The sequence below is a fragment of the Amycolatopsis taiwanensis DSM 45107 genome, from assembly GCF_000519205.1.
Lineage (GTDB): Bacteria > Actinomycetota > Actinomycetes > Mycobacteriales > Pseudonocardiaceae > Amycolatopsis_E > Amycolatopsis_E taiwanensis.
In genome coordinates this window covers 274,047-288,192 of the sequence record NZ_KI912601.1, presented here as the reverse complement: position 1 = coordinate 288,192, position 14,146 = coordinate 274,047, and the positions used below count along the sequence as shown (strand labels likewise).

The following is a 14,146-nucleotide window of genomic DNA, read 5'->3' as shown; positions in this document are numbered from 1 at the left end:
TGGAATCGTGAGGAGATGCGTAATCACGGTACTGATCCGCGTACGCGTGGGGCGTTGTTGGATGAGCGGATTGAGGCGTTGAAGGCGATTTGGACCCATGATGAGGCGGAGTTTCACGGCCGGTTCGTCGACTTCGATCCGATTTTCCAGTGGCCGAAGCCGGTGCAGAAACCGCACCCACCCATTTACGTCGGCGGCAACACCCGGTTCGCGCTCGAGCGGGCCGTTCGGCAGGGAGTGGGCTGGATGCCCAACAGCGTGGCCGACCCGGTGGAGGTTCCCGGCCAGCTGAAGCCGGTGCCAAGCGGCGTTTCGGTGATGGTGTCCTCGGTTCCGCCGCGGGACGAGATCCTGTCCGCCTACGCCGAGAACGGCGTAACACAGGTGAGCCTGGCGATCCCGCCCGAACCGGAGTCGGCGACGCTCCACCGGCTCGACCGGTTGGCGGCGATCGTGGCCCGCTACCGGTAGGTTCGGAACCGAAGTTGTGAGAAAGGTGACGAGTTGTGAGCGTTCAGATCGGATTGGCGGCTGCGTTGGAGCAGTTCTCGCCGAGGGAGTCGATCGAACTGGCGGCGCTGGCCGAACAGCACGGTTTCTCCGGCCAGATGGCCGCCGACCACTTCCAGCCGTGGGTGCCGCAGCAGGGCCAGGCGTCGTTCGTGTGGAGCGTGCTGGCCTCGCTGGCCGAGAACACCACCGGTGACCTGGGTCCGGGCGTGACCTGCCCGTCGTTCCGGCTGCACCCGGCGATGGTCGCGCAGGCCGCGGCGACCCTGGAGGCCACCTATCCGGGCCGGACCTGGCTGGGCATCGGTTCCGGTGAGGCACTCAACGAGCACATCATCGGCGGGTACTGGCCGGAGGCGCCGGAGCGGGTCCGGCGCATGTTCGAGGCCCTGGAGATCATCCGGAAGCTGTTCACCGGCAAGGACGTCAAGCACAACGGCGAGTTCTTCAAGCTGCACACGACGCGGTTGTGGACGCTGCCGGACGCCCCGCCGCCGGTGTACATCGCTTCCGCGGGCCCTTACACGTCGCGTAAGACCGGTGAACTGGCCGACGGTCTGATCACGCCCGGGGCGTCGCTGGAGAAGCTGGCCGGAATCCTGGACAACTTCGGCCAGGGTGCGCGCAAGGCGGGCAAGGACCCGGACAGCATGCCCAAGCTGCTGCAGGTGCACCTGTCGTGGGCGGCGACCGACGAGGAGGCGCTGGCCAACGCGATGGACCAGTGGCCCAACGGAGGCATGAAGTTCCCGAAGGCGGACATTCGCTCGCCGTTCGACTTCGCACAGATGGCCAAGCTGGTGCGGGCCGAGGACTTCGATGGCCGGATGGTCATCTCGTCCGATCCGGACGTGCATCGCGCTTCGTTGCAGAAGTTCATCGACGCGGGGTTCAACCGGATCTACATCCACAACGTCGGCCGCAACCAGAAGGAGTGGATGGAGGTCTTCGGTCGCGAAGTCCTGCCCAAGCTCAAGGGCTGACGTCTCAGGGGCCGGACACCAGCCCGGCCAGTTGCGCGGTGCCGTTGGTGAGCGCGGCCGGCAGCTGTCGGTAGGCGGACAGCGGCGCCGACGCCAGCACGATCACGACGTAGCGGGCGTCGGCGCCGACCAACCCGGTGGTGTTGAGTTCAGCCTTGGCGCCGCTGCTGCCCCAGCCCTGCTTGATCGCCCACGTGGTGCCGGGGAGACCCTCCGGGATGCCGAAGTACTGGTCGGTGCCGTCGGCGGCCGTCCTCGACGCGTGGTAAAGCGCGTTGTAGAGCAGATCGTGGGCGGGCGGCGGCAGGTTGTCGGCGAGGTAGTTGTAGGTGGTCACCAGATCCTGTGGCGTGACCAGGGTGTCGCCCCATTCGCCGGGATCCTCGGGCGGTTCCGTGCCGGTCAGACCCAGCAGCCGGACGACTCGGTCGACGATCGCCGGACCGCCGTTCGACGACCAGAGCGCGTTGGCGATTTGGTCGTCGCTGCCGGAAAGCATCCTGGTGAGCCGCTGTTGCATGGGAACGCCGGGGAGCTCCCAGTTGTTCTGGTGCAGGACGTCGAGCGCAATGAACAGCTTCACCAGCGACATGCTGGGGAACTGATGATCCGCGCCGAGACTGGTAAGCACCGTGGCGGTGTCGCGGTCGTAGACCTCGACCCCGACCGTGGCGCCCGGGACGGTCTTGCGCACGGCCGTGCCGACCTCCACCTGTCGCTTCCTCACGACCGAAAGCACGAGGTCGTGAACGGCTGCCGTTGTCCGGCAACCGGATCGTCAGGGAATCCTCACGAACTTCACAGTTGTCTCACAGCTTTCCGCACCGAGCGCTTCGCGGCGATCACGGACCGGCAGGGTGCTCGAGCAGCAGGCGCACCGACAGTTCGAGGCGGGCGGCGACGTCGGCGGCCGAGGCGCGCCGGGTCACCCAGGCGACCAGGTTGGCCATCCACACGTCGGCGATCAGGTGGAACACCGCGCGGTCGTGCTCGGTCGGTTCGTCGATGCCCATGGCCGTCGCGAACATCGCCTCCATGAGCTGGCCGACCTGCTCCACTTCGGCGGCGGCCGCGGTGTCGGCGAACATGAACGCGCGCACCATGGCCTCGGTGAGGTGCGGGTCGCGCTGCATCATCCGGGTGTTGCGGCTGAGCACGAAGATCAGGCGGTCGCTGGGCGTATCGCCGGGGATGGCGGTCCGGTCCAGCTTCTCCCGTGCGCGGTCGAACTCGCGGGCGAGGCCGGAGACGAGCAGGTGGATCTTGGACGGGAAGTACCGGTACAGCGTGCCGAGGGCGACATCGGCCTTCTCGGCCACGGCGCGCATCTGCACCGCGTCGTACCCGCCCTTCGACGCCAGCGCCAGTGTCGCGTCGAGGATGCGGCGGCGCCGGTCTCGCTGCGCGGCAGAACCCGGCTCCTCGCCGGACAGCGCGCCTATCCCGTTCCTGGACTGGGAGGTCACCTTCGGTTTACCCGCCATCGGCCTCTGCTCCGAAACTTGTTTCAGTGTCATCGCATAGCTTACCTAACGGACTTCTTTCGGAAAAACTGAAACGCGTTCTACGCCTTCGGGAGGCCGCTGGCAGGTGTCCGGGGCCGGCCTGCTCGCTGGGCTCCTATGGTTACCGGGTGGAGCTGACACCAGCGACCAACGCGATCTACGTGCCCTCCGACCCACCACGGGACGGCGTGTTCGCACTGTGGGACAGCGATGGGGATCTGGGGGTTCACCCCCAGGCGGGGCCCGGGGGTTGCGCCCCCGGACAACACGGACACAGCGCGATCGAGCTGGTGCTGCCCGACGGAAAGGGCTTCCGCCGCACCAAGGTCGACGCGCACGTGCTGCGACTGCCGGACGCGATTCCGTTCCTGCTCACCGTCACCGATCCACCCAGCCCGGCGATCGCGGGCTGGAGCGCCGCCGTGGAGGCCGCGCTGAACCTCATCGCCCGCGGCCGCCTGACCCCCGGCGTGAGCCCGGGCGGGGTGGACTCGTGGCGCGTCGGGCCGCTCGACGCGGCGGACGACGCGTTGGCTCGGGATCTGGCCGCGGCGCTCCCGCCCGAGGCGCACGCACTGCCATTGTCCGGTGTCGACCGGATCCGCCTGCACTCGCCGGAATCGCTGATCCGCGCGTTGTGGGACGCGGTTGCCGACGTACTGGTGCGGACCCCGGCGGCGTCGGTGGCCGCGCGTGGCCCCGCCTTCGCGGCGCCCGAGCCCACCCGTCTGGGCGAGGCGGACGCCGAATGGCTCGCCACCGGGTTGCCGTCCTCAGGGGCGCGGTTGCTGCTGCGCGTGGAGATCCGGGAAGACGGCGAGGAATTCTCCTTCGCGGGCGTGCTCGCGTTGCGCAGCGCAACGGATCCGAGCCTGGTGATCGACGCTGCGACGCTGTGGGACGCGCCCGAGGCGGTACTGTCCCGGCTCGGCGAACAGGTCGAGGCACAGCTGCTGGTCGGTCTGCGGCGGGCCGCGCGGGCCTGGCCCGTGCTGACCCGCGCACTGGCCGCTGCGGCCCCGGCGGAGCTGGCCCTGTCCGACGACGAGGTCGTCGAGCTGCTCACCCACGACCCGCTGCGCGACGCGGGCGTGGAAGTGTTGTGGCCCAAGGGAATGTTCGCCGACAGCGTGCGCATGCAGGCGAGTGCGACGCCGTCGCCGGGCAGCGAGAGCGGCGCCGCGTTCCGCCTGACCGACCTGCTCTCCTTCCGCTGGCAACTGGCCGTCGGCGGGCAGGCGCTGACCGGCGAGGAGGTCGCCGCGCTGGCCGAGGCGAAGCGGCCACTGGTGCGGTTGCGCGGGCAGTGGGTGCGGGTCGACCCCGCCATGCTCGCCCGGCTCCGCCGCCGTTCGCGCACCCTCAGCGGCGCCGAAGCGCTCGCGGCGGCACTGTCCGGCTCGATCGAGATCGACGGAGAGCGGGTCGACTTCGCGCCGCCCGCCGAGCTTTCCGGCCTGCTGGAGCGGGTTCGCTCGGCCGGCGCGGACCGGAACTTCGTGCCACCCGCCGGTCTCGAGGCGACGCTGCGGCCCTACCAGCTCGCCGGGCTGGGGTGGCTGGCCACCATGACCGGGCTCGGGCTCGGCGCCTGTCTCGCCGACGACATGGGGCTCGGCAAGACGATCCAGCTCATCGCGCTGCACCTGCACCGGCGTGCGTCCGGCGCGGGACCGACGCTGGTGGTGTGCCCGACCTCGCTGCTGGGCAACTGGGAACGGGAGTTCGCGAAGTTCGCGCCGAAGATCCCGGTGCGCCGGTTCCACGGCGGGGGACGGCATCTCGACGATCTCGAACCGGACGAGGTGGTGCTGGCGACCTACGGGGTGCTGCGCCGGGACCGGGCGGCGCTGGGCGAGGTCAGCTGGGGTCTGGTCGCCGCGGACGAGGCCCAGCACGTGAAGAACCCGTTGTCGGCGACGGCGAAGGAGCTGCGCCGCATTCCCGCCGATGCCCGGGTCGCGCTCACCGGCACGCCGATGGAGAACCGGCTCACCGAGTTATGGTCCATTGTGGACTGGACTACGCCGGGACTGCTGGGCAGCCTCGAACACTTCCGCCGCACCGTCGCACGTCCGGTGGAACGCGACTCCGACGCCGCGGCCACCGAACGGTTCGCCGCGATGGTCCGGCCCTTCCTGTTGCGGCGCAGGAAGACCGACCCCGACATCGCGCCGGAGCTGCCGCGCAAGACCGAGACCGACCGGTTCGTGCCGCTGACCGCCGAGCAGGCGACCCTGTACGAGGCGGTGGTGCGGGAGAACCTGGCCCTGATCGCCGAGTCGGCGGGCGTGCAACGGCGCGGGCAGGTGCTCAAGCTGCTCACAGAGCTGAAGCAGATCTGCAACCATCCCGCGCAGTACCTCAAGGAAAGCGGGCCGCTGGCCGACCGGTCCGGCAAGCTCGCCGCGTTCGAGGAACTGCTCGACGTCATCCTCGACGAGGGCGACAGCGTGCTGGTGTTCAGCCAGTACGTGCGGCTGTGCCGGTTGCTCGCGGGCCGCCTGGCCGAACGCGGGATCGACGCCGAACTGCTGTCCGGGGCGACTCCGCCGAATCGGCGGGAGGAGCTGGTGCGCCGGTTCCAGGCCGGCGAGGTGCCGGTCTTCCTGCTCTCGCTCAAGGCCGGCGGGGTCGGGCTGAACCTGACCCGGGCCACCCAGGTCATCCACTACGACCGCTGGTGGAACCCCGCGGTCGAGGACCAGGCGACCGACCGCGCCTACCGGATCGGGCAGGACCGGCCGGTCCAGGTGCACCGGCTGATCGCCGAGGGCACCCTGGAGGAGCGGATCGCCACGGTGCTGGAGACCAAGCGGGGCCTCGCCGACGCCGTGATCGGTGCCGGCGAGGACTGGATCACGGAGCTGTCCGACGAGGAACTGGCCGAGCTGGTCCGGCTCGGATCAGAGCCGTGACTACCCATTGTGGGAAGTCGCGGCAGCTCGCGGAGGAAGAATGAGCCGGCGGAAATTCGGGCACACGTGGTGGGGCCGGGCGTGGGTGGAGGCTCTGGAAGGCCGCGCCCAGTTGGACCCGAACCGGCTGCCGCGCGGCCGGACCTACGCGCGCAAGGGCATGGTCGGCGCGCTCGAGGTGACCGCCGGGCAGCTCCGGGCCAGCGTGCGGGGCAGCCGGCCGGCGCCGTACCGGGTCACCATCTCGATCCGCCGGTTTTCCGCGCCGGACTGGGAAAGGCTGCTGGACACCGTCGGCGCCCAGCTCGGCTACTCCGCGGCCCTGCTCGACGGGGAACTGCCGCCCGAGCTCGCCGAGCACGCGCGGGCGTCCGGGGTGGACCTGCTGCCCGGCCCGGGCGAGCTGCGCCCCCGCTGCTCGTGCCCGGACAGCGCCGATCCGTGCAAACATTCGGCCGCGGTGTGCTACCTGGTGGCCGACGAGGTGGACGACGACCCGTTCGTCCTGTTCCTGCTTCGCGGCCGGGGCCGCGAGGAGATCCTGGGTGAGCTCCGGGCCCGCCGCAGCCGTGCCGTGCCGGCGCGGGCGGTCGTCGAGGAGGGGGTCTCACCGGAGGAGGCGTTCGCGCGGGTACCGGCCCCGGTGCCCGCGCTCCCGCCGCTGCCGGACGCGCCCGGCCGCCCGGTGACGCCGCCGCTGGACCCGCCGCCGGGCGGCACGCTCCGCGCGGACGTGCTCGCCGAGCTGGCGGCCGACGCGGGCACCGTCGCCTGGCAGCTGTTGAGCGGTAACGGTGACGAGGTGCTCGGCCTGTCCGCCGAGGAGGATCTCGCCCGCCGGGCCGCCCGGCTCGACGACGTCACCGGACTGGCCGCCGCGGCCGGCCTGCCCACCCGGGACCTGGCGCGCTGGGCGATCGCCTGGCGCGAGGCCGGCCGTGGCGGGCTCGGTGCGCTGCGGGAAACCTGGCAGCCGCCCCGCGGCCGTCTCGCCGAGGGCCGCGCCGAACTCGACGAGGCGGACCTGCCCGGCGATCCCGGTGAGACGAAAGTGTGGCGCAACCGTCTCACCCGCGGCGACGTCCAGCTCCGGCTGGGCCCGGACGGGCGCTGGTACCGCTTCGCCCACACCCGTCTCGGCTGGCTGCCCGACGGCCCCGGCTCCGACCACCCGGTGGACGCGCTTGTCGTTCATGAGTGACCCGTTACTGTCAAAAAGCGGTAGGAACGGGTCACTCATGGAGTAAACCGTTGCGCAACCGTAGCCGGGGTCAGGAGCGGAGTGAGCGGACGTAGGCCCACTCCAGGAAACGCTCGACACCGCGCGCGACGTGCGCGCTGCGGATGGACGGGAAGACGTCGAAGGCGTGCTGTGCGCCGGGAAGCTCAGCGTAGGCAACGGGGTTCGGTGAGGCCCGCCGCAGGCGCTGGACGAACTCCTGTGCCTCGATCGCCGGCACCATCGTGTCGCGCTCACCGTGGATCACGAAGAAGGGCGGGGCCTTGTCGTTGATCCGTTCGAGCGGGGAGGCGGCGATGTAGTCGTCGAGGTACTTCACCGGGTCCTTACCGACGACGTAACGCGCCACGAGTGACTCGAGCCGCTGGGCGCTCGCCGGCAGACCGCTGGTCGCCGCGAAGTCGTAGACGCCGTAGTGCGGAACGCAAGCCTGCACGCTGGTGTCGGCCTCGGCGAAGCCGGGCTGAAGTCCGGTGTCGTCCGGGGTCAGGGCGAGCAGGGCCGCGAGGTGCCCGCCCGCCGAGCCTCCGGTCGCCGCCAGGAACGCCGGATCGCCGCCGTATTCGGCGATGTTCTCCCGGATCCAGGCGACCGCCCGCTTGACCGCGACGATGTGCGCGGGCCAGCGCGACGCGGGGGAGAGCGGATAGTTGATCGCCACGCAGATCCAGCCGCGCCGGGCCATGTGCAGCATCAGGGGGATGCCCTGGTGGTTCTTGCTGTCCACCATCCAGGCGCCGCCGTGGATCTGCAGCAGCACCGGCCGGTCGCGGACCGCCTGGACCGGGCGGTAGATGTCCAGCCAGAAACGCTGTCCGCCGGGCGCGTAGGCGATGTCGCGATCGCGCCGGACGTCCTTGTCACGCATCCGGAACGGCCACACCAGCTGGCCCCACGGCGTGGCCAGGTCCCGCGGGTCCGGCGGGCGCGCGAGATCCTCGGCATACCGCGCGCCGAGCGCTTCGGCCAGCGCCCGCTCGACCGCGCCACGGGCGCGTTGCGAGTCCACGATCAGCGCGCCGAGGCCCGCCGCGGAAAGCGCCGCCAGTCCGAGGCTGACCCGATCCGGTTTGGTGCGTGCGCCGTAGCGGGCCAGGTGCGCGGCGGTGTCCGCCGCGCTGAGCGCCAGCAGATGCGGGGCGAGTTCGCCGGTCAGCCAGGCCGCGAAGAACGCCGGTATGGATACGAAATCCGAGCCGGGCAGCGGCCGCAGTGCATTAGCGGTCAGGGCCAGCTCTACGGCCCGGCGGGTGAGAAAGCGCGGTCGCATGGCTTCGATCATAAATGCAGGATTACGCTGGCGTTGTGCAAGTGCTCAGCGGCCTCGACGCTAGTTTTCTATATCTCGAAACGACTTCGCAGCCGCTGCACGTCTGTGCGTTGCTCACTCTGGACGGCTCGACCATCCCCGGTGGGTACCGCTTCGACGATTTTGTCGGAAATCTGGATCAACGTGTCCGGCTCATTCCGGAATTCCGGCGGAAACTGCACAATTCGCCGCTGAACCTGGTGCACCCGGTGTGGGTCGAGGACGCCGGCTTCGACATCGGCCACCACGTGCACCGCGTCGGCCTCCCGTCACCGCGAGGCCGTGACGAACTCGCGCGCCTGTGCGCACGATTCGCCGCCCGGCCACTGGATCGCCGCCGCCCGCTGTGGGAGATTTGCGTGATCGAGGGGCTTCCCGGTGACGATGCGTTCGCCGTGCTGATCAAGATGCACCACGCCGCCGTGGACGGGGTCGGTGGCGCGAGCCTCATCGCCTACCTGGCCGGCGTCGAGCCCGCGGCCCTGCCGCCGCCGCCCGAACCGCGGGAGAGCGCTCCCCCGCCCAGCCACGTCGATCTGCTCAAGGCCAGTGCCGCGGACCTGCTCCACCGCCCGGGCGAGTTGGTCAGGCTCCTGCCGGGCCTGCTCGGCGTGGGGTCGCGCTGGCTGAGCAGCGCGCTGCACCGGCGGGGCATGCCGATGCCGTTCACCGCGCCGCGCACTTCGCTCAACGGCACCATCACCGGGCACCGCAGCGTCGCGTTCACCTCGGTCGACCTCGACGACGTGAAGCAGGTGAAGAACGCCTTCGGGGTAACCGTGAACGACGTGGTGCTCGCGCTGTGCACGGGCGCGTTGCGGAGCTTCCTGGAAGCGCGTGGTGAGCTGCCGGACGATCCGCTCGTGGTGACCGTGCCGGTGTCCGTGCACGACCGCAGCGTCCGCGAGTCCGGCAGTAACCACGTCTCGGCGTTCTTCGCTTTGCTGCCCACCCACCTCGCGGAACCGGTCGCCCGGGTCTACGCGATCGCGGAGAACAACCGGCTGGCCAAGCAACACCACTTCAGCATCGACGCCGACATGCTGGCCGACTGGGCCGAGTTCGCCCCGGCCCGGCTGCTCGGCCTGGCGATGCGGGCCTACTCGGCGCTGCGGCTGGCCGACAAACATCCCGTCGTGCACAACCTGGTGATCTCCAACGTGCCCGGCCCGCCGGTCCCGCTGTACCTGCTGGGCGCGCGGATCACTGGGATGTACCCGCTCGGGCCGGTCTTTCACGGTGCCGGCCTGAACATCACCGTCATCTCCAGCGACGGGCGGGTGGACGTCGGCCTGATCGGTGCGCGAGAACTCGTTCCAGACCTGTGGTCGCTCGCGGACGCGGTCCCGGACGAGATGCAGCAGCTTCTCAAGGCCACCGGCTGACTTGCCACCAGCGTGCTCCTCGGCTAAAACTAGAACGAGTTTCAATCATGGCCGAAGGAGCCGGCGTGGACTTCACCCTCGACCAGACCCAGCGCGGGCTGACGCCGATCAGATCGGAGAGGCGGCGCCCGAGGTGACCACTGAGCGCGCCCCCGAGCACTTGGGCCCGCCGGAAATAAGGCAGGTGGCCGAGCGTGTTGCCGCACAAGGGGAATCGAGACCGCGCCCGGCGCGCGACCCGGTGAACCAGGCGATGGTCAACAACTGGGTCGAGGCCATCGGCGACACCAACCCGGTGTACGTCGATCCGGAGTTCGCGGCGGCGTCCGTCCACGGTGGACTCGTTGCGCCGCCCGCGATGGCGCAGGTGTGGACGATGCCCGGGTTGCTCAGGCAGCGCTCCTCAGATCCGGCTGACGATCCGCTCGGCGCGATGATCGCGGTGCTCGACGAGGCCGGGTTCACCTCCGTCGTCGCGACGAACTCCGAGCAGACCTACCACCGCTACCTGCGGCACGGTGAGCAAACCTCGGCATCCACGAAACTCGACGACGTGACCGGACCGAAACGGACCGCGCTCGGCGAGGGCTGGTTCGTCACCACGAGGACCACCTGGTACGTGGGCGACGAAGCAGTCGCCGAGATGCTGTTCCGGGTGTTGAAGTTCCGGCCTCCCGAACGCCCGCCTCAGGCGGATCCGGCTGCCGTGCTGCGGCCGGTGATCAGCGCCGACACCGAGTTCTTCTGGGCCGGGACCCGGGCCGGTGAGTTGCGGATCCAGCGCTGGGGCGAGGTGCTGCGGCACCCGCCCGGTCCGCTGCCGCCGGACGGCGACCTGAACGCGAAGCCGGACTACGTGGTCGCGAGCGGGCACGGCACCGTCTACAGCTACGTGGTGCACCACCGGCCCGAGGTGCCGGGGAAGCGGCTGCCCTTCGTGATCGCGCTCGTCGAATTGACGGAGGGAGTGCGGATGCTGGGTGAACTGGTCGACGCAAGCCCGTCGAGTGTCTACATCGGACAGCCGGTGCAGGTGGCCTTCCGGAAGGTGGACGACGAGCTGACCCTGCCCGTCTGGCGGCCACTCGGGGCGCGGAAGGGGGAGCCATGATCGACATCGGCACGGACCTGCCATTGCTGACCATCGACGTCACCCCGACCTTCGTGATCAGCACGGCGCTGGCCACCCGGGACTTCCAGGACGTGCACCACGACCGGGATGCCGCCGTCAGCCGCGGTTCGCAGGACATCTTCCTCAACATCCTCACCGACACCGGCCTGGTGCAGCGGTTCGTCAGCGACTGGGCAGGGCCGGAAGCGCTGGTGAAATCCATCAAGATCAGGCTCGGCGTGCCCTGCTACGCGGGCGACACGCTCGTGCTCTCGGGGCGTGTGATCGAAGCCGACGGCCGGGCTCTGACGGTCGGCGTGACCGGGACCGGCCGGCTCGGCGAACACCTCACCGGCACGGTTTCGGTTGTATTACCAGAAAAACCGCGCAAACCCGCGGAGAGGGAACGATCATGACTGCGGCGATCGTGGGCATCGGGGCGACGGAGTTCTCGAAGAACTCCGGGCGAAGCGAGTTGCGGCTGGCGGGTGAGGCGGTGCTGGCCGCGCTCGCCGACGCCGGGTTGCGACCCTCTGATGTGGACGGTCTGGTCTCGTTCACCATGGACGCCAACAGTGAAATCTCGGTCGCACGCGAACTCGGCATTCCCGAGCTGACGTTCTTCAGCCGCGTGCACTACGGCGGCGGCGCCGCGGCGGCCACCGTGCAGCAGGCGGTGATGGCGGTCGAGACCGGGGCCGCGAACGTGGTGGTGGCCTACCGGGCGTTCAACGAGCGGTCCGGGCACCGCTTCGGCCAGGTATCCGCCGCCGCGGCCCAGCAGGTCAACTCCTCGGGCGTGGACAACTCGTTCCACTACCCGATGGGCCTGGCCACCCCGGCCGCGACGGTCGCCATGGTGGCGCGTCGTTACCAGCACGAGTACGGCGCCACGAGCGAGGACTTCGGCCGGATCGCGGTGATCGACCGCAAGCACGCCGCGACCAACCCGAACGCCTGGTTCTACCGTAAGCCGATCACCCTGGCCGACCATCAGGCGTCGCGCTGGATCGTCGAACCGCTGCGCCTGCTGGACTGCTGCCAGGAGACCGATGGTGGCGTGGCCCTGGTCGTCACCAGCGCCGCGCGCGCCCGGGACCTGCCGAACCTTCCGGCGATGATCACCGCTGCCGCCCAGGGCAGCGGTCCGGACCAGTACGTCATGACCAGCTACTACCGCGACGACCTCGCGGCGCTGCCGGAGATGAACGTGGTGGGGCGGCAGCTGTGGTCGAGGTCCGGGCTTTCACCGTCCGATGTGGATGTCGCGGTGCTGTACGACCATTTCACCCCGTACGTGCTGATGCAGTTGGAGGAACTCGGGTTCTGCGGCCGGGGAGAGGCCAAGGACTTCACCGCGGGTGGCACTCTGGAGCTGGACGGCGAGTTGCCGCTCAACCCGCACGGCGGCCAGCTCGGCGAGGCATACGTCCACGGCATGAACGGCATCGCCGAGGCGGTCCGCCAGATCCGCGGCAACGCCGTCAATCAGGTTTCCGGCGCCGAGCACGTCCTGGTGACGGCCGGTACCGGCGTCCCCACCTCCGCCCTCCTGCTCAGCCGTCCCTGAGCGGGTTCGGCCGGTTGCTGGCTGTTCGGGCGGTGTGTCCTGTGCGATGGTTGACGAATGCCGATTCCCGTCGCGGCCAATTGGGTTCTGCTGGCGGTCTTCGTTCTGCTCGCGATCCCCAGCGTGTACCGGATGGTGCGCGCTGTCCCCGGCCAGGCGGGGGAGCGCGGCCTCGCCGGCCGGACCGGCCGGGAGATCGACCTCATCGAACTGCTGATGATGCTCGCCATGGCCGCCATGGTGTCGCCGCTGGGCGGGCCGATCCCGGCCGCGGGCTGGGAGGCCGTGCTGCTGCTGACCGCCGGCTGGTCCCTCGTGGCCGCCGTTCGCGGTCGCCGGGCCTACGCCGTCCATAACACCATCGCCGCGGCGGCCATGCTCTACATGCTCGCCGCGATGCCCGCGGAAGCCATGGACCACGGGCCCTGGTTCGCCATGCCCTCCTCTGCCCGCCTTGCCGTGCCGGCCCTGGCGGCGCTCGGCGCTGCCTACTTCTCCTACGACGCCGTGCGCATCGGCCGCCGGGCGATCCGCAACGCGCGTGTCGCCGGTGTGCGGGACGTGACCTTCGCGCGCCCGGCCTGCCGGGCCGTCATGGGCGCCGGCATGGCTTACCTGCTTGGCTCGGCGGTTTTGTAGGGCGCGCATCAGCCGGCGAGTTCGCGGCGCGTTGGAGTGTGTCGAGGGTGGCGCGAAGGGCGGGGCGAGCGCTCGCGCTGGTCCGTTGGAGTGCGAAGATCCGGCGAGCCGGTGCCGGGGTTATCGGTACAAAGTGGACTGACGATGGTGCGTGATCGCGTCCGAGGCGCGGGATGAGAGCGACGCCGAGGCCGGCTGCGACCAACGCGAGTTGAGTCGCGTGCTCGGAGGCGGTGTGTGCGATGCATGGCTGTGCGTCGTTCGCGCGCAGTGTGCGCACGAGCCAGTCGTGGCAGATCTGCCCGTCGCTCCAGGCGATCCAGTCCTCGTCCAGTAGTTCCGTGATGGCAAGGCGGTCACGGCCGGCGAGTGGGTGGTCCGCGGGCAAGGCCAGGTCGAACGTGTCCTCGCTCAGGTCGCATCGGGTCAGGCCGTCCGGAATGGTCAGCTCGTCGCCGGGCCATTCCTGGACGATCGCGATGTCGAGCCGGCCCCGGCTCAGCGCCGGGATGGACTCGTGGGGTTCTCGCTCCGACAGCGATACGCGAAGTTCCGGGTAACGGGACCGCAGCGTGCCCAGCACGCCTGGCAACAGCCCGCGTGCCGCGGTGGCGAACGCGGCGACGGCCAGTGTCCCGGTGACCGTGCCGCGGTGCTCGGCGAGCCCGGCCTCCACCCGTTCGACGTGGGTCAGCAGTTCACCGGCGTCCCGGGCGAGGAAGGTTCCCGCCTCGGTCAACCGGATGCCCCGGCCGTGCCGCTCGACCAGCCGTTGACCGACCTCGCGCTCCAGGCGAGCGATCTGCTGGGAGATGGCCGAGGTGGTGACATGCAACGTCCGGGCGGCGTTGCTGACGGACCCGGTCACGGACACCGTGTGCAGCACGCGTAGCCGGTCCAGGTTCAACATCGTAGCGATACTACACAGTAGAGGGCAGAAAGAGTCACTTGTCCTTAGCGGTGGATTGCTGCAGGT

At 70.0% G+C, this 14,146-nt stretch carries 13 protein-coding genes; 9 read left to right on the top strand and 4 right to left on the bottom strand.

Annotation, left to right across the window (positions count from 1 at the left end):
* Positions 1-471, top strand: a 471-nt coding sequence (locus A3CU_RS0140865) for an LLM class flavin-dependent oxidoreductase (RefSeq protein ID WP_027947098.1), incomplete at its 5' end; no start/stop codon positions are given.
* A gap of 35 nt (positions 472-506) precedes the next feature.
* A complete protein-coding gene (locus A3CU_RS0140860; protein ID WP_043844227.1) occupies positions 507-1,493 on the top strand; it encodes a TIGR03557 family F420-dependent LLM class oxidoreductase in 987 nt (328 codons plus the stop codon).
* Positions 1,494-1,497: 4 nt separating this feature from the next.
* Here A3CU_RS0140860 and A3CU_RS49255 read toward each other — a convergent pair whose 3' ends face one another.
* Together A3CU_RS49255 and kstR are read right to left on the bottom strand one after the other, a co-directional pair.
* Positions 1,498-2,220, bottom strand: a complete 723-nt coding sequence (locus A3CU_RS49255) for a serine hydrolase (protein WP_245617550.1) — start codon at positions 2,218-2,220, stop codon at positions 1,498-1,500.
* Positions 2,221-2,335: 115 nt separating this feature from the next.
* Positions 2,336-2,977 carry a cholesterol catabolism transcriptional regulator KstR gene (gene kstR / locus A3CU_RS0140850; protein ID WP_027947096.1) on the bottom strand — a complete coding sequence of 214 codons (642 nt, stop codon included), beginning with the start codon at positions 2,975-2,977 and terminating at the stop codon, positions 2,336-2,338.
* Positions 2,978-3,126: 149 nt separating this feature from the next.
* Between kstR and A3CU_RS0140845 the strand changes: the two genes are divergently transcribed.
* Together A3CU_RS0140845 and A3CU_RS0140840 are read left to right on the top strand one after the other, a co-directional pair.
* Positions 3,127-5,916, top strand: a complete 2,790-nt coding sequence (locus A3CU_RS0140845; RefSeq protein WP_027947095.1) for a DEAD/DEAH box helicase — start codon at positions 3,127-3,129, stop codon at positions 5,914-5,916.
* Between the two features lie 40 nt (positions 5,917-5,956).
* A complete protein-coding gene (locus A3CU_RS0140840) occupies positions 5,957-7,117 on the top strand; it encodes an SWIM zinc finger family protein (RefSeq protein WP_027947094.1) in 1,161 nt (386 codons plus the stop codon).
* Between the two features lie 70 nt (positions 7,118-7,187).
* Here A3CU_RS0140840 and A3CU_RS0140835 read toward each other — a convergent pair whose 3' ends face one another.
* Entirely contained in the window at positions 7,188-8,426 is a 1,239-nt protein-coding gene (locus tag A3CU_RS0140835) for an alpha/beta hydrolase (RefSeq protein ID WP_027947093.1), read from the bottom strand.
* A gap of 35 nt (positions 8,427-8,461) precedes the next feature.
* Between A3CU_RS0140835 and A3CU_RS0140830 the strand changes: the two genes are divergently transcribed.
* The 5 genes from A3CU_RS0140830 (at position 8,462) to A3CU_RS0140805 (ending at position 13,170) form a co-directional block, all read left to right on the top strand.
* Positions 8,462-9,850, top strand: coding sequence for a WS/DGAT/MGAT family O-acyltransferase (locus tag A3CU_RS0140830; RefSeq protein WP_027947092.1), 1,389 nt, complete (start codon positions 8,462-8,464; stop codon positions 9,848-9,850).
* Between the two features lie 133 nt (positions 9,851-9,983).
* Positions 9,984-10,961, top strand: coding sequence for a bifunctional MaoC family dehydratase N-terminal/OB-fold nucleic acid binding domain-containing protein (locus A3CU_RS0140820; RefSeq protein ID WP_425388320.1), 978 nt, complete (start codon positions 9,984-9,986; stop codon positions 10,959-10,961).
* Complete coding sequence (locus tag A3CU_RS0140815) at positions 10,958-11,377, top strand: MaoC family dehydratase (RefSeq protein WP_027947090.1); 420 nt, start codon at positions 10,958-10,960, stop codon at positions 11,375-11,377. The genes A3CU_RS0140820 and A3CU_RS0140815 overlap by 4 nt, the downstream gene beginning before the upstream one ends.
* A complete protein-coding gene (locus tag A3CU_RS0140810; protein WP_027947089.1) occupies positions 11,374-12,531 on the top strand; it encodes a lipid-transfer protein in 1,158 nt (385 codons plus the stop codon). The genes A3CU_RS0140815 and A3CU_RS0140810 overlap by 4 nt, the downstream gene beginning before the upstream one ends.
* 57 nt (positions 12,532-12,588) lie before the next feature.
* Positions 12,589-13,170, top strand: a complete 582-nt coding sequence (locus A3CU_RS0140805; RefSeq protein ID WP_027947088.1) for a DUF5134 domain-containing protein — start codon at positions 12,589-12,591, stop codon at positions 13,168-13,170.
* On the opposite strand, the gene A3CU_RS49250 is transcribed toward A3CU_RS0140805, so the two are convergent.
* Complete coding sequence (locus A3CU_RS49250; RefSeq protein ID WP_052373051.1) at positions 13,124-14,080, bottom strand: LysR family transcriptional regulator; 957 nt, start codon at positions 14,078-14,080, stop codon at positions 13,124-13,126. The two genes, A3CU_RS0140805 and A3CU_RS49250, sit on opposite strands and share 47 nt — an antisense overlap.
* Between the last annotated feature and the right edge of the window lie 66 nt (positions 14,081-14,146).

Coding starts and splice junctions, on each gene's coding strand:
- A3CU_RS0140810 (WP_027947089.1), top strand. CDS start 11,374: ATGACTGCGGCGATCGTGGGCATCGGGGCGACGGAGTTCTCGAAGAAC.
- A3CU_RS49250 (WP_052373051.1), bottom strand. CDS start 14,080: ATGTTGAACCTGGACCGGCTACGCGTGCTGCACACGGTGTCCGTGACC.
- A3CU_RS0140815 (WP_027947090.1), top strand. CDS start 10,958: ATGATCGACATCGGCACGGACCTGCCATTGCTGACCATCGACGTCACC.
- A3CU_RS0140805 (WP_027947088.1), top strand. CDS start 12,589: ATGCCGATTCCCGTCGCGGCCAATTGGGTTCTGCTGGCGGTCTTCGTT.
- kstR (WP_027947096.1), bottom strand. CDS start 2,977: ATGGCGGGTAAACCGAAGGTGACCTCCCAGTCCAGGAACGGGATAGGC.
- A3CU_RS0140835 (WP_027947093.1), bottom strand. CDS start 8,426: ATGCGACCGCGCTTTCTCACCCGCCGGGCCGTAGAGCTGGCCCTGACC.
- A3CU_RS0140840 (WP_027947094.1), top strand. CDS start 5,957: ATGAGCCGGCGGAAATTCGGGCACACGTGGTGGGGCCGGGCGTGGGTG.